Here is a 15,934-nt window from a genome sequence, read left to right as displayed (position 1 = left end):
CGAACAACGACAAGAGGAGAAGGTGATGACTGAATTCAAGGCCTTGCTGGTCAGCGAAGGCGCCGATGGCGGTTTTCAACGCCAGGTGGTGGCGCGGCGGATCGAGGAGCTGCCCGCTGGCGAGCTGCTGATCCGCGTGCGCTATTCCTCGCTCAATTACAAGGACGCGCTGTCGGCCAGCGGCAACCGTGGCGTCACCAAAGCCTATCCGCACACGCCGGGCATCGACGCTGCCGGCGTGGTGGAGGCGTCCGCCGTCGCCGAGTTCGCCCCCGGCGACGAGGTGATAGTCACCGGTTACGACCTGGGCATGAACACCGCCGGCGGTTTCGGCCAGTACATTCGCGTACCGGCGGCCTGGGCGATCAAGCGTCCGCAGGGCCTGTCCCTGCGCGAGGCGATGATCCTCGGCACCGCCGGCCTCACCGCCGCGCTGTGCGTGGACAAGCTGGAGCAGGCCGGCGTCACCCCCGAGGCCGGCACCGCGCTGGTTACCGGCGCCACCGGCGGCGTCGGCAGTATCGCCGTGGTGCTGTTGAAGGCGCTGGGCTACCGGGTCGCGGCCGCCACCGGCAAGGCCGAGCAGGGCGAATTCCTGCGTGGTCTCGGCGCCGACGAGATCGTCAGCCGCGAAGAGCTGCTGCAGGGGGTTGAGCGGCCGTTGCTCAAGGAGCGCTGGGCGGCGGCGGTGGACACCGTGGGCGGCGACATCCTGTTCAATGTGGTCAAGTCCCTGCGTCATAGCGGTAGCGTGGCGTGCTGCGGGCTGACCGCCGGCGTCGGCTTCCAGGCCAGCGTGCTGCCGTTCATCCTGCGCGGGGTGAACCTGCTTGGCGTGGATTCGGTGGAGCTGCCGCTGGTGGTCAAGGCGTCGATGTGGGACAAGCTGTCGCTGCAGTGGAAGCTCGATCTCTCGGCGTTGTGTCAGGAAGTCGCCCTGCAAGAGTTGCCGGCGGCCATCGAGCGGATACTCGCCGGCGGCATGGTCGGCCGCGTGCTGGTGCGGCTGGATTGAGCGAGAGGCCCGCCTTCGACGGACCTCTGCGTTTCACGCCCGGCTGACGTACATGGTGATTTCCGCGCGAAACACCGGCTTGTCGCCGACATAGGCCAGCACCGGCACCTTGATGTCGCCGAGCTGGCTCCAGTCCAGCGCACTGCCGTCGGCCACGGCGCGGATATCGCCGTCGGCCTTGGCCAGGTACTCCACCGTCATGCCCTTGGGAATCCAGCGACAGCCGGCCGGGATCGAGGCGTCGGTCATGCTGCCGGCGGCCAGCTCGGCGGCGTTGCACAGGGCGATGGCGTGCACCGTGCCGATATGGTTGAGCACCTCGCGACGCTTGGGGAAGGTCAGCTCGGCATAGCCGGGGCGCAGCTCGACCATCTGCGGGGCGATGCTGGCGAAGTAGGGGGCGACCTGGCCGATCAGTGCGCTGAACTGCGCCGGGCCGGCTTGCTGGAACATCTGCAACATCTGACTCATGACTGTCTCCTGCGGGTTTGCGATTGAAGATGAGCGCGCGCCAGGGCAGTATACGAACGTTAGAAAATAATTCTAGAAAAATATTCTAGTCATCAGGGAGTGGCATGGCCCGTCCATCGCGTAAAGACGAGATTCTCCAGGCCGCGCTGGCCTGTTTCACCGAGCAGGGCGTCGATGCCACCACCATCGAGATGATCCGCGACCGTTCCGGCGCCAGCATCGGCAGCCTGTATCACCACTTCGGCAACAAGGAGCGCATCATCGGTGCCTTGTACCTGGCCGGCACCGCGCAGTACGCCGAACGGCTCGAGCACGGCTTCGCCAAGGCAGGCAGCGCCGAGGCCTGCGTGAAGCTGCTGGTGACCAGCTATATCGATTGGGTGGTGGCCAATCCGGACTGGGCGCGCTTCATCCTGCACAGTCGCGGTCGGGTCGAGGCAGGGGAAATGGGCGAGGCGCTGCGCGAGGCCAATCGCCTGCATTTCGCGCGGATTCTCGCGGCACTGGCCGAGTACCGCCAGCAGGGGCTGTTCAGGGCCATGGCCGACGACTGCTTCGCCGCGGTGGTGATCGGCCCGAGCCAGGATCTGGCCCGCAACTGGTTGGCCGGCCGTAGCCAGAGCGAGCTGGGGGCCTGTCGCGAACTCCTGGCGCAGATCGCCTGGGAGTCCGTGCGGGCGAGCTCCTAGGCGCAGGGAAGCAGGATCTTGCTGGTAGCCCGGCCGTAATTCGGGGGGGCGCCGTCGCGCATTCGCGGAGCGCAGCTGCGCCACATCAAACGCAAAAGCCCCGCCAATAGCGGGGCTTTTGCGTACAAGCGGCGGCGATCAGGCGCGGCGGCGGAACAGCGGTTGTGGCTGGTCGGCCGAGGCCTGGTAGACCTCGCTGTAGTCCTCGAAGGCCTTGAGCGCGTCGTACGGGTCCTTGTCCGCGCGCAGGGCGAAGGCATCGAAGCCGACGCGGCGCAGGGCGAACAGCTGGTCGCGCAGCACGTCGCCGATCGCGCGCACTTCGCCTGTGTAGCCGTAGCGAGTGCGCAGCAGGTAGGCGCTGGAGGAATGGCGACCGTCGGTGAAGGCCGGGAAATCCAGGGCGATCACCTGGAAATGCGCGAGATCGTCGGCGATTTCCTCGACTTCGTCGCCGGCTTCCAGCCACACGCCCAGGCCGCCATCGCGGGCCTTCAGCGCATGGGCGTGCTCGCGCCACAGCGCCAGCGGAACGATGATGTCGTCGCAGTTGGGGATGGCGTCGAGCGTCACGTCCTTGGCCAGCAGGTGCCAGGTTTCGTCGATCACCTGGCCGTTCTTAATGATTCGCTGCATAGACGCGCTCCTTGAACGGGTCGATACCGATGCGGCGGTAGGTATCGAGGAAGCTTTCTTCTTCGGTGCGTTGCTCGACGTAGACCTTGATGATCTTGTCGATCACGTCCGGCATGTCGTCCTGAGCGAAGGATGGGCCGAGAATCTGCGCCAGACTGGCTTCGCGGCCGGCGCTGCCACCCAGCGAGACCTGGTAGAACTCCTGGCCTTTCTTGTCCACGCCAAGGATGCCGATATGGCCGACATGGTGGTGACCGCAGGCGTTCATGCAGCCGGAGATGTTCAGGTCGATGTCGCCGATGTCGAACAGGTAGTCCAGATCGTCGAAGCGACGCTGAATGGCTTCGGCCACCGGGATCGACTTGGCGTTGGCCAGCGAGCAGAAATCGCCACCCGGGCAGCAGATGATGTCGGTCAGCAGGCCCACGTTCGGCGTGGCGAAGCCTTGCTCGCGCAGCTCGCCCCACAGGGTCAGCAGCTGACGCTGTTCGACGTCGGCGAGGATGATGTTCTGGTTGTGGCTGTTGCGCACTTCACCGAAGGCGTAGCGATCGGCGAGGTCGGCGATGGCATCGAGCTGCTTGTCGGTGACGTCACCCGGCGCGGTGCCGGTGGGCTTGAGCGACAGGGTCACGGCGACGTAGCCGGGCTTCTTGTGGGCGAAGGTGTTGCGCTGGCGCCAGCGGGCGAAGCCCGGGTGCTCGGCGTCCTGCTGGGCGAGCAGGGCGTCTTCGTCGTTCAGGGCCTGATAGGCCGGGTCGACGAAGTGGCCGGCAACGCGCGCCACTTCGGCGTCGGTCAGGGTGCTCGGGCCATCCTTGAGGTGCGCCCATTCGGCGTTCACCCGCTCGGCGAATACCTCGGGGGTCAGCGCCTTGACCAGGATCTTGATGCGCGCCTTGTACTTGTTGTCGCGACGGCCGTAGCGGTTGTACACGCGCAGGATGGCGTCGAGATAGCTGATCAGGTGCTGCCAGGGCAGGAATTCGTTGATGAAGCTGCCGACGATCGGGGTACGGCCCAGGCCGCCGCCGACGGAAACGCGGAAGCCCAGCTCGCCGGCTGCGTTCTTCACCGCTTCCAGGCCGATGTCATGCACCTCGATGGCGGCGCGGTCGCTGACGGCGCCGTTGACGGCGATCTTGAACTTGCGCGGCAGGTGGCTGAACTCGGGGTGGAAGGTCGACCACTGTCGGATGATCTCGCACCAGGGCCGCGGATCGACGATCTCGTCCTTGGCCACGCCGGCGAACTGATCGGTGGTGGTGTTGCGGATGCAGTTGCCGCTGGTCTGGATCGCGTGCATCTGCACGGTGGCCAGCTCGGCGAGAATCTCCGGCACGTCTTCCAGGTCCGGCCAGTTGAACTGCACGTTCTGCCGGGTGCTGATGTGCGCGTAACCCTTGTCGTAGTCGCGAGCGATCTTGGCCATCATGCGCACCTGTGCCGAGGACATCAGGCCGTAGGGCACGGCGATGCGCAGCATGGGCGCGAAACGCTGGATATACAGACCGTTCTGCAGGCGCAGCGGGCGGAATTCCTCGCCGCTCAGCTCTCCGGAGAGGTAGCGGCGGGTTTGATCGCGGAACTGCTTGACGCGATCCTCGACGATCTTCTGATCGTACTGGTCATATACGTACATGAAGGGTCCTGTTGTCAGGCTACTACTGCCAATCAGCGCGCACGGCCGCGCACTCCCCACGGAGCCGGGGCACGATACCAGCTCAGCTTTATGCGTAAAAGTGATGTTTGAGTATATAAACAGAACTTTGAGCAATAAGAGCGCGACGGAACATAACCTGAGGGCTTGAGCCCTGGCTCGGGCTGGTCTTAACTGCAGGGCGTGTCACCCATAAGCACAAGAACAAGGGGGAGTCATGCACGACCATAGCGAAATGGAAAAAACCGACAGCCGCGTCGACGCCTGGGCCATCTTCAGCCTGATCCTGATTGCCGTGGCCACGGCGGTGTTCTGGGTCAGCGGTCAGTAGCACCCGCGCCGGCATACAGGCCGACCCGCCACCGCGGTCGGCCTTTTTGCGCTTATGCCCTTATACTGCGCCCGGTTATTGGGAGGGGCGTCGTGATCAGGTGGGTGCTGGGGCTGTTGGCCATGTTGGGCTGGTGCGTTGCCGAGGCGCAGGGGCGACCGCTTTCCGTGGTGTTTCTCAACCCCGGCCATGCCGCCGAGCCGTTCTGGGCCGATTATTCGCACTATATGCAGGACGCCGCTGGCGATCTGGGCATCGACCTGCGGGTGATCTACGGCGAGCGCGATACCGCACGCATTCTGCGCAACGCTCATGAGGTCCTGGAGCGGGGCGAGTTGCCCGACTACCTGATCTTCGTCAACGAGCAGTTCACCGGCCCGGAGATCCTGCGCCTGTTCGACGGCACCCAGGTGCGTCTGTTCGCCCTGCACAGCACCCTGACGCCAGAGCAGCAGGCGCTGGTCGGCGGCAGCCGCGAGCGCTATCGCCACTGGCTGGGCAGTCTGGTGCCCAACGACGAGGAAGCCGGTTATCTGATGGGGCGGGCGCTGATCGCCCTGGCCGGCGGTGAGCCGGCGCAGATGCTGGCGTTCACCGGCATCAAGCAGACGCCCTCGGCGACCCTGCGCATCGTCGGCCTGCAGCGAGCCCTGGCCGAGGCGCCGCATGTCCGCCTGCAGCAGGTGCTGTACGGCGAGTGGCGCCAGCAGCGCGCCTACGAGCAGTCGCTGGCCCTGTTGCCGCGCTACCCGCAGCTGAGCCTGGTGTGGTCGGCCAACGACGAGATGGCCTTCGGCGTGATGCAGGCGGCCGCCGAGCAGGGGAGGCAGCTGCGCTACGCGGCGTTGAACAATTCCGCGCGGGTGCTGCAGGCGCGCGTCGACGGGCGCATCGAGGTGTTGGCCAGCGGACATTTCCTGCTCGGCGCCTGTGCCCTGGTGATGCTCCACGACCACGCCAAGGGGCTGGATTTCGCCGCGCGCGGCGGCAAGGATCAGGTGGCCAGCCTGCTGCGCCTGGTCGATGACGAAGCTGCCGGGCGCCTGATGCGGCGCCTCGAACAGGGCGACCTCGACCTGGACTTCCGCCAGTTCAGTGCCACTCACCAGCCGCAGATGAGCCGTTACGCCTGCTCCATCGACAGCCTGCTGCGCTGATCAGCCGACCGCCAGGTGCAGCACCAGTTTCACCAGGGCCAGCAGCACCAGCACGAACAGCCCGGTGAACAGCAGCCCGAGGAGGATGAAGTGGCTGGGTTTACCGCGGCTGAAGTCGCGGCTGCGATTCTTCCCGCTCTGCACCCCGAAGGCGGCGGCCAGCACGCTCTGCAGCATTTCCCAGAACGTCAGTGGCGGTGGCGGCGGTGGTTTGTCCGGTTCGTTCATGTTCAATCCCCTCTTATATCAATTAGCCTAGTCGAGCTGCAGACCGAGGTCCTGGTCAGGACGTGCGTTTCTGCTCATTGCCGGCGGCGTGCACCCTATGCATAAGGATGGCTATTTGGTGGCATGATTCTGATGGCGGGAGTTCTCGCGGCGGCAAGACCGGCTATAGTCATGCTAGAATGCTGTTTGGTAGGAGCGCAACACGGATGTCCAGTTTGCTACCCGTACCACTTCGCGATGCACTTATCGCCCAGGTGCGGGGCCGTTTGCCGGTTATCCTGCGTGAATTGCTCAAGGGCCTGGAGCATGCCCTGATCGAGCAGCGTATGCGCGCCTTCTCCAATCGCGAGGCGCAGGCCTGCGACGAATTCCTGCGCTTCTGCCACGGCCAGGGCGAGCGCGTGCTGCGTTCCACCTGCCAGACCATCGGTCAAGGCATCCAGCGGATGGCCGGCGCCCAACCGGCGGTGTTCGACGATCGTGGCGAATGGCGTCTGGTCGACGATGCCGAGGTCGAGGACATGCTCCTGGCCCGGCGTTTGGTGCGGGTACTACGCGACACCCTGGGTGCGCTGGAGTGGCGCGCCTGCGGTTGCTACAACCGCCTGCTCGGCCACCACGTGGCCGATGCCGATCATCCGCTGGCCTTCGAATTTCTGCTGCGCGAGTTGCAGACCAACCTGCAGTTGCGTCATCAGCCGGCGGCAGTACGGGCGCTGTATCTCGGCGAGGCCGGGCGAGTCCTGCCCGTGCTGCTCAAACCCTATCTGCAGGCCTTGCTTGACGCCTTCCAGAGCCATCAGGTCGAGCCTCTGCCGGAGCCCGAGGTGCTGGTGCGTGGGCGCCAGGGGCCGGCACCCGCCCCCTCGGATAGCGCAACCTATCAGGCCATAGGCCAACTGCGCCAGTGCGCGCCGGAGTCGCCGGGCGAGCCCCAGGCCCGGGAACAGGGCAGTTCACTGGTGCCCGAGGAAGTGCTGGGCTACCTGCGTCGGCTCGAGGCGCCGCCCGGTGGCTGGAGTGCCCAGGTCCTGCTCGAGCAGTTCGAACAGCAGGCTTGCCACTTGAGTGCGCGACAGCGCGAAGACACCCATCTGGTCAGCGAACTGTTTCAGTACATAGTCCAGGGCGAACAGCTGGTTCCGACCATCCGGCCTGCGGTGGAGCAGTTGCTGCTGCCGGTGTTGCAGGCCACCCTCAGGGAGCCGGCAGCCATCTCCGACAGCGCCCATCCGGTACGCGCGACCCTGGATCGCCTGCTGCACCTGGCCCATAACAGCGAGCTGCCGAACAAGGCACTGGAACAGCGCCTGCAGGAGCTGATCGACCGCATCCTCAACGACTACCAGGGCGACAACGACGCCTTCGCCGCCTGCGATAGTGAACTGGACGAGCTGCTCAAACTGCAGCAGCGCGCCTGTCGGCAAAACGTCGAGCGACTCAAACAGCTGCACAAGGGGCGCGACACCCTGGAGCTGGCCCAGCGCGAGGTGGCTGCCGCGTTGGCACGGATGAGCGGTGAGCGGGTGGCGCAGTCCTTTCTCGACTGGCTCGCGGTTGGCTGGCGCGAGTTGCTGGTCCACGGCCTGATCCGCCTGGGTAGGGACAACTACCACTGGCGGCTGGACCTGTCGCTGACCAGCATGCTTTGCAGGCAGTTGCAGCTGCAGGGGCAGAGCGGCAGCCACGGTGACCAGGTGGCGCGGGTCTATGACGTGGACCATCAGCTACAGATACTGCGCCGGCGCATGGAGGAGTTCAGTCCCGGCTTCTACCAGCAGGGAGCGGTGCTCGCGCGCTTGCGCGCCGAATTGCTCGGCGAGGAGCCGGTGCACTTCGTCGCAACGCCGCCGCTGCCGTTGCCGCCGCCGATTCCCGAGGCGCTGCAGCGATGGTACGAGCGGCTCGAAGCCTTGCAAGAGGGCGACTGGTTGCACGACCGCGACGGCCAGCCGCTGCAACTGGTTTGGGACAACCGTGACCTGGATCACTATGTGCTGGCCAATGCCCAGGGGCGCGAGATCGGCAGTTTTCACGCCGCCGAACTGGCGGGCCGGCTGGCCGAGGGTTCGCTACTGATCGGCGACGTTGCCGGCGAACCGCAGAGCCTGGTCCAGCAGAGCATGCAGGACATGGTCGGGCGGCTGTATCGCGAGGTGGCCCATGCGCGCAGCCACGACGAGCTGACCGGATTGTACAATCGAAGGATTTTCGAGGGCCTGGTGGCGCAGAGTCTGGCCGAAGGGGCGCGGCCTTCCTTCATCATGGTGCATATCGACCAGTTCAGCCTGCTCAACAACCTCGCCGGGCCGGTGGCCGGCGATGCCTGCTTGCGCCAGGTGGCCGGTCAGCTGCGCCATCGGCTCGCCGCTGCCAGTTGCGTGGCGCGTATCGGTGGGGTGGATTTCGCCGCGGTGCTGCCCGGTTGCGGCGAGGCCGAGGCCATGGCGCTGGCCGAACAGGTTCGCTTGGAGGCGGAGAGCAGCGGATTCGTCTGGGCCGATCACCGTCACGGTATCACCCTCAGCATCGGCGTGGTCGAGGCAGCCGAGCGCCATGATGTGGCCAACCTGTTCTGCGACCTGCAGACCGCCTGCAACAGCGCCAAGGAGGCCGGACGCAACCGCGTGCACCGCTTCAGCGTGGCTCACGACGAGGTGCGCACCGGGCTGCAGGCCATTGCCGCGCGGGTCGACGACATAGTCGAGCGCGAGGAGCTGGCGCTGCGCGTCCAGCAGATCGCACCGACCGCCGAAGACGCCAACGAGTTGCCGCATTTCGAGTTGCTGTTGGTGATGCAGAACGAATTGCTGCTGCAAGATTTCATCGCCGCCGCCGAACGCTACCACCGCATGAGCAAGGTGGATCGCTGGGTGCTGCGGCGCATCTTCAGCGAACTGGAACGTCATCCGCAGTTGTGGGAGCGCTGCAGCGGCATGTCCATCAACCTGTCCGGCAGCAGTCTGAGCGACGACAAGCTGCTGGGGTTCATCGAGAGCCTGTTCGAACGCTATGCAGTGGATCCGCGGCGCATCTGTTTCGAGTTAACGGAGACCACGGCGGTGGCCAATCTGGCCAAGACCGCCGATCTGGTGCGCCATTTGCAGAGCGCAGGTTGCAGCTTCTCCATCGACGATTTCGGCGTTGGTTTCTCCTCCTACGAGTACCTCAAGCGCCTGCCGGTGGACTACGTAAAGATCGACGGCAGCTTCGTCAAGGAGATCGAGCGCTCGCCCAGCGACTTGGCCATGGTTCGCTCGATCAACGAAATCGCTCATGCCCTGGGGCGTCAGACCATCGCCGAGTATGTCGAAACCCCCACCATTCGCGCACGCCTGTTGGAAATGGGCGTGGATTACGTGCAGGGCTTCGCCGTGCACAAGCCGGTGCGCCTGGAGGACTGGCTCGAGATGAAGGCGCCGTGACCCGCGCGAGGGGCCCCTGGAATCGCTCTCTAGGCTGGCAGGGGCGAATCGGGCAAGCTGCACGGCGCCCCTGAAACGATGCCCGCCATGTTCGACGACAATTTCCCTGACGACGCCGCGCAGACCGCGCGCACCCGCGAGACTGTCCTGCGCTATCACCTGAGCTGGAAGCAGCGCGACCTGGAGGCGGTGCTGGCGCTGTACCACCCGGACGTGGAGTACAACGACTTCTACCAGCAGCGCTGCATGCGCCTAGCCGAGCTGCGCGGCTATGTTGAAAGCAACCTGCCGCGCCACCCCGGCGAGGTGCTGGAGCATCTCGACCGCATCCGCATCGATGGCCACACCGCCTTCATCCAGTACCGCACCAGCCTGCAGGGCGGTGCGGGATTGGTGTCGTTCCGCACCGGCGAGGCGATCACCGTGCGCGACGGGCTGATCTGGCGCATCAACGAGTACGCCACCCTGGTGCGCGAGGCGAACCCTGCCGACCAGCCGGTCGGTGCGCGCCCAGCGATCAGCCGGCTGGGTCTGTCGCCCCGTCAGCTCGGCCAGCTGGCGCAGGATCTGCAGGACTATTTCCAGCGCAGCAAAGCCTTTCTCGATCCCGAGCTGAACCTGCAGCAGGTGGCGGCGGCCACCGGCTACAGCCGCAACCAGATCTCCCATCTGCTCAACCAGGTACTCGGCGAGAGCTTCTACCGCTACGTCAGTCGCGCCCGCCTGCAGCACATGCTCGCCGGTCTGGAGGCGGGCAGCGACCTCAAGCGCATCGACGAGCTGGCCTTCGCCGCCGTTTTCAACTCGCTGTCGGCCTTCTACAGCTGCTTCAAGCGGCATACCGGGCTGTCGCCGAAGGCCTATCTTAGAGCCCGTCCAGGATCTGGCGATCTATAGCCCGTTTTTAACGCAGCATGGCCGACGCGCAGCAGATTCTAGGCGGGTTCTTTAGCAGATTTCCGCGCGGGTCCGCACGCAAGACAGCTACTGAGCCGTGCCGCTAGCCTTGGGGCATCGATCGATGACGGAGGCGTGGATGAATCCCTGGCGCAACATCAGTCTGTGGATGGATCGAATCGACGATCCGCTGCAGGCGCGACCCCGCCTGCAGGCCGATCTGCAGGCGGACGTGGCGATCATCGGCGCCGGCTATACCGGGCTGTGGACCGCCTATTACCTCAAGCGCCAGGCGCCGCAGCTGCGCGTGGCGATAGTGGAGGCCGAGACCGCCGGCTTCGGCGCCTCCGGGCGCAACGGCGGCTGGTTGATGGGTAACCTGCTCGGCGAGGATCGCCTGCTGGCGGGCCTGCCTGCCGCCGAACGCAAAGCTTCCTTCGATCTGTTGCATGGCATTCCCGACGAGGTGGCGCAGGTGGTGGCCCGCGAGGGCATCGACTGCGACCTGCGCCAGGGCGGGGTGCTCTACTGCGCGGCGCGCTATCCCGAGCAGGAAGTACGCCTGCGCGAGTACCTCGACGGCCTGCGCGCGCTCGGCCTGGGCGAGGACGACTACCGCTGGCTGGTGCCGAGCGAGCTGGCCGAGCAACTGCGCCTGGCCAACGCCTACGGCGCGCTGTACAGCCCGCACTGCGCCACCATCGATCCGGCCAAGCTGGTGCGCGGCCTGGCACGCTGCGTCGAGGCGCTCGGCGTCCAGCTCTACGAACGCAGTGCGGTGATCGACTGGCAGCCCGGTCTGGTGCGCACCGCGCAAGGCAGCGTGCGTGCCGACTGGGTGGTGCCGGCCATCGAGGGATACGCCGCCGGCTTGCCGCCGCTGGGCCGGCATCAGTTGCCGGTGCAGAGCCTGATCATTGCCACCGAGCCGCTACCGGCGGAGGTCTGGGCCGACATCGGCTTGCAGCGCGGCCAGGCCTTCAGCGAGTTCAGTCGCCAGGTCACTTACGGCCAGCGCAGTCGCGACGACCGCCTGGTGTTCGGCGCGCGCGGTGGCTATCGCTTCGGTGGCCGCCTGCGCCGCGACTTCAACCTGACCGAGGACGAACGCAATCTGCGTCGCTACCTGCTGGGCGAGCTGTTCCCGCAGCTGCGCACGGTGCGTTTCAGCCACGCCTGGGGCGGCAATCTGGGCATGGCGCGGCGCTTCCAGCCGCATATGCTGCGCGACCTGAAGCAGCGCATCGCCCTGGCCGGCGGCTACGGCGGCGAGGGCGTCGGCGCCAGCAACCTGGGCGGGCGCACCCTGGCCGACCTCATCCTCGGTCGCGACAGCGAACTGCTGCGCCAGCCCTGGGTGCTACCCGACAGCCAGATTTCCCGCTTGCGCCGTTGGGAGCCCGAGCCGTGCCGCTGGCTCGGCTATAACGCCATCATCCGCAGCTTCGTCCACGAGGATCGGGTGCTGGCCAATCCGCACAGCCCGGCCTGGCACCGGCGTCTGGCGCAGGCCGTGGCCGAGCGCATGGAACGTCTGATGAGTTAAGGAGGGCTTCGATTGCTGGTGCGCACGGCCTAGGCGGCCCGGCGACACCCTGCGGGCGGGGTCAGCGAACCCGGCGCAGCGGGATCAGCTCGCTGGCGCGGGCGCGCAGCTGGCCGCAGCCGCCGTCGATATCCTGGCCGGCCGAGTTGCGCACCTTGGTCAGCACGCCGCGGCTGTGCAAGTAGCGCACCATCTGCACGATGCGCTCGCCGTCCGGGCGCTGGTAGTCGTCGGCTTCCAGGCTGTTGTAGGGAATCAGGTTGAGCACGGCGAACTTGCCCTTGAACAGGCGCAGGATGTTGTCCATTTCCTCCTGGCTGTCGTTGATGCCCTTGAGCAGGGTCCACTGGTACTGGATCGGGTAGTCGATGCAGCGGGCGTAGGCCTCGCCCAATTCCATCAACTGCTCGGGATCGATGCGCGGCGCCTTGGGCAGCAGGCGCTGGCGCAGCTCGGCGTCGGTGGTGTGCAGCGACAGCGCCAGGGCAGGGCGCACGCGTTGCTGCGGCAGACGCTCGAACACCCGCGGGTCGCCCACCGTGGAGAACACCAGGTTCTTGTGGCCGATGCCGCCCTCGGTGCCGAGCAGGTCGATGGCCTCGAGCACGTTGTCGAGGTTGTGCGCCGGCTCGCCCATGCCCATGAACACCACCTTCTTCACCGGGCGAAAGCGCCGGCCGAGGGCAACCTGGGCGACCATCTCGGCGCTGCTGAGCTGGCGCAGCAGGCCACTCTTGCCGGTCATGCAGAACACGCAGCCGACCGCGCAGCCGACCTGGCTGGAGATGCACAGGCCATCGCGCGGCAGCAGCACGCTTTCCACCATCTGCTGGTCGGCCAGCTCCACCAGCAGGCGCACCGAGCCGTCGGCGCCGGGATGCTCGGAGCGCAGTCGGGCCAGCTTATCGAGGTCGGCGGCAAGCGCCGGCAGGCCCTGGCGTACGGACAGCGGCAGGAAATTCTCGGTCTTCTGGTGCTTGGTGCCGGTGTCCAGCGTCTTGCCCTGCAGCCAGGCACGGGTGATCCGCCCGATGTGCTGGGGTTTGGCGCCAAGGGCGGCGAGGCGTTGAGTGAGATCGGCGAGCTGCATGGGGCGCGGATGCTATCAGGTGCCGGGGGCGTCGGCCACGTCGAAGCGCAGCACGCCGATCAGCTGCCCGGCCTCGGTAAGCACCTGCACCTGCCAGCGGCCCTGGGCCTCGGCGGGGAAGTTCTGCTTGTGGCTCCAGGCGCGGTAGCCCTCCTTGCGCCCGCCCTGGATATCCAGGGCGATGCGGTCGACCTCGCGGCCGTCGTGGCGCCAGACATGGTAGATGCGTTCGTTCAGCCCGCGCGGCGCGTTGATCGCGGTGTAGGCGTAGAGCCCGCCGGCGCTCAGCTGGGCCGGGCTGATGCGTTCGATCGAGCGCCCCGGCGAGCGCTGCGCGCCGTCGAACTCGGTGGTCACCGCCACGTCGTTCAGCCAGAGCGTGGCCGGCGGCACCCAGGTGCGTGCCAGCCAGCCGCCTGCGCCGAGGATCAGCGGCAGTGCGGCCAGGGCCACGACGCGGCGCCAGCCGACGAAGCCGATCAGCCCGGGCAGGCTCGGCAGCGTCAGTAGCGTGGTCAGGACCAGGGCGACGCGGTAGCTCTGCGGGGTGCTGAGGTGGAAGATGATCGGCAGCGCGGTCAGCATCACCGCGAACAGGGCCAGGCTGTGGAACATCAGCAACAGCCAGCGCCGGCCCGCCAGCCAGCGGTAGTAGAGCGGGTCGGTAATGGATATCAGCGCGGCGACGGCGAGCAGGCCGCTGAACAGCAACTGGCCGCTGTTCCAGGTGGTGGTGATGAAGAAGAACGGCAGGACGAAGAACAGGCTTTCCTGGTGGATCATCTGCGTCGCATAGCGCAGCAGCGGGATCGGCAGCTCGAAGCCGAAACGCCGGGCGATGTGCTCGCGCAGCAGGTTTTCCAGCATCAGCCACAACCAGCTGGCCAGCAGCACCACGCCGAGCACCTTGGCCAGATTGGCCTGGCGCTCGACCAGCAGGAAGCTGGCCAACCCCGAGCAGAAGCCGAAGGCGGCAACCAGGCCGGGGTAGCGGCGGACCCAGGCGAGCAGGGTGGGAATGCGGTCTAGCAGGATTTTCATGGCGGCGCTGTACGACGGCGTGGCCGCGCATGCTAGGGCCCGCTCCCCAGGGTGTCCAGCCCGGGCCGTGACTGCGCCGCGCTAACGGCCGTTGCCGCGGGGCGCCAGCGCTACGGCCTTGCCTGCCGATTCAGCCGTCAGCTATCACTGCGCCTCGACGCTGACGGCCACCGCCGAGGTCATGCGCAGCACCAGTTCGCGGCCCAGGTACTCGGGTTTCATCTCGACGTCGGGGCGCACCTTGACGGTACGCTGGCTGCCGTCGGCGAACTGCAACGTGGCGGTACGCTGGGTGCTGTCCATGGCCTTGATCACCGCGGTGAGTTCCAGCGTCTCGGCCATCAGCAGGCCCGGCTTGCTGCCTTCCGGTGTGGTGGCCAGGATGCCGGCGGCGCCGTCTTCGCTGGTATCGCCCGGCTCGCGCAGCTGGACGATGCGTTCCAGGCCGATCATCGCGCGCACCTGGTCGCCGACCCTGAGCTGCTCGAAGTTGCGCATCTCCGGCGGTGCCTGCAGGGTGCGGCTATGCCCCTGCTCGTCGGTGAGGGTAAAGCTGCGCGTGGCGGTATCGATGGCGCTGACCTTGGCGTGTACCTCCTCGGTTTCGAGCACCGCGCCGCCGGGCTTGCCCGGTTCGAAGGATTCGCTGCGGTCATGCTCGCCGCCGAGCTGCTCCTCGGCCTGGCTATAACCGCCGTGTAGCAGGCCGGCGACGAGAACGGGGGCAAGGAAGCTGGATATCTTCATGGGCGGGCTCCTGCGAGAGGCGACGTGCTGCGTTTGCCGAAGGTGCTTGCCGCGCGCTCCGGCGCGGTGGCTGAAATCAGCCTAGCAGCGCTTGGGCAGGCGCGCCCCGTCGTCTCGGCGCTGCCCGCGGCGCGCGCTCGATTCAACTGGAAGCACGCATGAAATTCATCCATCAACGCGAACAACTGAACGAGGGCGACCTGGTCGTCATCGTCGGCTGGCTCTCGGACCGAACCGGGTTACGTGCGGCAATGTTTCTGGTGTATGGCTGCGTGGTGATGGCTGCGCTGATATTCGTGATACAGCCCTCAGGCTATTGGCCCCTGGTCGCCGCAGTGCTGTTCTCCACTGCCTTCTACCCTATTTTTGGCCTTATTCCCGCTTACGTTTCCAAGGTGGCATCGTCCAGCGCCATCGCCGTCTCCATCTTTTTGGTATCGCTAATGTGATGCAAGGTTCTGGCGGCATGCTCGGCAACTATGGTGCGGGGCTATTGGCCAATCACAGCGGCAGCTTTGCCGGGGTATATGCCGTCATAAGCGGAGTGGGTGCTGATAGTGCTGACGCTAAAACTGCCCAGAGAAGCCCCAGCAGCTGCTTCTGCGGGGTTAGCCGTTAGCTAATAAGCCACGGGATTGGCTACTGTGGATGTGGGGGCTTTGGGGGGGTGAAGCTCAAGTCGCTCTGGAGCTGTCGTTTCTCCGATCCGTTACGCCCGACTCTCGACACCCTAGTGGAAATCCCGGCTCTTCACGTCGAGCCCGGTCAGCAGCGGGCTCAGGTCGACCAGGCGCCCGGCGATGACGTGGCGCACGCCGTCGGCGCTTTCCAGGTGGCCGTCGATGCGCAGCAGCCGCGCCTGCAGCAGCACCCGGCGCTGGCGCTCGGCCAGGTCATGCCAGACCACCACGTTGATCATGCCGAACTCGTCTTCCAGGGTGACGAAGATCACTCCGCTGGCGGTCTGCGGGCGCTGGCGGCCGATTACCAGGCCGGCGACG

At 66.3% G+C, this 15,934-nt stretch carries 15 protein-coding genes; 7 read left to right on the top strand and 8 right to left on the bottom strand.

Going from position 1 to position 15,934, the window contains the following annotated elements; genetic code table 11:
• The first annotated feature begins 25 nt into the window (after nt 1-25).
• A complete protein-coding gene (locus N878_RS12195; protein WP_021443932.1) occupies nt 26-1,015 on the top strand; it encodes a YhdH/YhfP family quinone oxidoreductase in 990 nt (329 codons plus the stop codon).
• 33 nt (nt 1,016-1,048) lie between these two features.
• Here N878_RS12195 and N878_RS12190 read toward each other — a convergent pair whose 3' ends face one another.
• Nucleotides 1,049-1,486, bottom strand: a complete 438-nt coding sequence (locus N878_RS12190; protein ID WP_021443931.1) for a hotdog fold domain-containing protein — start codon at nt 1,484-1,486, stop codon at nt 1,049-1,051.
• A 104-nt stretch (nt 1,487-1,590) separates the two neighbouring features.
• Between N878_RS12190 and N878_RS12185 the strand changes: the two genes are divergently transcribed.
• On the top strand, nt 1,591-2,175 hold the full coding sequence (locus N878_RS12185) for a TetR/AcrR family transcriptional regulator (RefSeq protein ID WP_021443930.1): 585 nt from the start codon (nt 1,591-1,593) through the stop codon (nt 2,173-2,175).
• A gap of 138 nt (nt 2,176-2,313) precedes the next feature.
• Here the strand turns inward: N878_RS12185 and N878_RS12180 are convergent, their stop codons facing one another.
• Both N878_RS12180 and N878_RS12175 read right to left on the bottom strand, forming a co-directional pair.
• Nucleotides 2,314-2,811, bottom strand: coding sequence for a DUF934 domain-containing protein (locus tag N878_RS12180; protein ID WP_021443929.1), 498 nt, complete (start codon nt 2,809-2,811; stop codon nt 2,314-2,316).
• Complete coding sequence (locus N878_RS12175; RefSeq protein ID WP_021443928.1) at nt 2,795-4,453, bottom strand: nitrite/sulfite reductase; 1,659 nt, start codon at nt 4,451-4,453, stop codon at nt 2,795-2,797. The genes N878_RS12180 and N878_RS12175 overlap by 17 nt, the downstream gene beginning before the upstream one ends.
• A 441-nt stretch (nt 4,454-4,894) precedes the next feature.
• Here N878_RS12175 and N878_RS12170 point away from each other — a divergent pair, with 441 nt between their 5' ends.
• A complete protein-coding gene (locus tag N878_RS12170; protein ID WP_021443926.1) occupies nt 4,895-5,959 on the top strand; it encodes an ABC transporter substrate-binding protein in 1,065 nt (354 codons plus the stop codon).
• Here N878_RS12170 and N878_RS12165 read toward each other — a convergent pair whose 3' ends face one another.
• Nucleotides 5,960-6,187, bottom strand: coding sequence for a DUF2970 domain-containing protein (locus N878_RS12165; RefSeq protein WP_021443925.1), 228 nt, complete (start codon nt 6,185-6,187; stop codon nt 5,960-5,962).
• 266 nt (nt 6,188-6,453) lie between these two features.
• On the opposite strand from N878_RS12165, the gene N878_RS12160 reads away from it, so the two are divergent.
• The 3 genes from N878_RS12160 to N878_RS12150 all read left to right on the top strand — a co-directional run bounded on the left by N878_RS12160 (nt 6,454) and on the right by N878_RS12150 (nt 12,055).
• On the top strand, nt 6,454-9,612 hold the full coding sequence (locus N878_RS12160; RefSeq protein WP_021443924.1) for a DUF1631 family protein: 3,159 nt from the start codon (nt 6,454-6,456) through the stop codon (nt 9,610-9,612).
• Between the two features lie 87 nt (nt 9,613-9,699).
• Nucleotides 9,700-10,509: a nuclear transport factor 2 family protein gene (locus N878_RS12155; RefSeq protein ID WP_021443923.1), complete on the top strand. Its 810-nt coding sequence runs from the start codon at nt 9,700-9,702 to the stop codon at nt 10,507-10,509.
• Between the two features lie 139 nt (nt 10,510-10,648).
• A complete protein-coding gene (locus N878_RS12150; RefSeq protein ID WP_021443922.1) occupies nt 10,649-12,055 on the top strand; it encodes an FAD-binding oxidoreductase in 1,407 nt (468 codons plus the stop codon).
• A 61-nt stretch (nt 12,056-12,116) separates the two neighbouring features.
• Here the strand turns inward: N878_RS12150 and N878_RS12145 are convergent, their stop codons facing one another.
• The 3 genes from N878_RS12145 to N878_RS12135 form a co-directional block, all read right to left on the bottom strand.
• Complete coding sequence (locus N878_RS12145; RefSeq protein WP_021443921.1) at nt 12,117-13,145, bottom strand: RNA methyltransferase; 1,029 nt, start codon at nt 13,143-13,145, stop codon at nt 12,117-12,119.
• A 15-nt stretch (nt 13,146-13,160) separates the two neighbouring features.
• Nucleotides 13,161-14,186 carry a DUF5924 family protein gene (locus N878_RS12140; protein WP_021443920.1) on the bottom strand — a complete coding sequence of 342 codons (1,026 nt, stop codon included), beginning with the start codon at nt 14,184-14,186 and terminating at the stop codon, nt 13,161-13,163.
• A gap of 144 nt (nt 14,187-14,330) precedes the next feature.
• On the bottom strand, nt 14,331-14,933 hold the full coding sequence (locus N878_RS12135) for a hypothetical protein (RefSeq protein WP_021443919.1): 603 nt from the start codon (nt 14,931-14,933) through the stop codon (nt 14,331-14,333).
• A gap of 158 nt (nt 14,934-15,091) precedes the next feature.
• Here N878_RS12135 and N878_RS12130 point away from each other — a divergent pair, with 158 nt between their 5' ends.
• Entirely contained in the window at nt 15,092-15,382 is a 291-nt protein-coding gene (locus N878_RS12130) for a hypothetical protein (protein ID WP_021443918.1), read from the top strand.
• Nucleotides 15,383-15,663: 281 nt separating this feature from the next.
• On the opposite strand, the gene N878_RS12125 is transcribed toward N878_RS12130, so the two are convergent.
• Nucleotides 15,664-15,934, bottom strand: a 271-nt coding sequence (locus tag N878_RS12125) for an OB-fold nucleic acid binding domain-containing protein (RefSeq protein WP_036987778.1), incomplete at its 5' end; no start/stop codon positions are given.

Source organism: Pseudomonas sp. EGD-AK9 (assembly GCF_000465935.2).
Classification (GTDB): Bacteria; Pseudomonadota; Gammaproteobacteria; order Pseudomonadales; family Pseudomonadaceae; genus Aquipseudomonas.
This window is presented reverse-complemented; position numbering and strand designations above follow the sequence as displayed.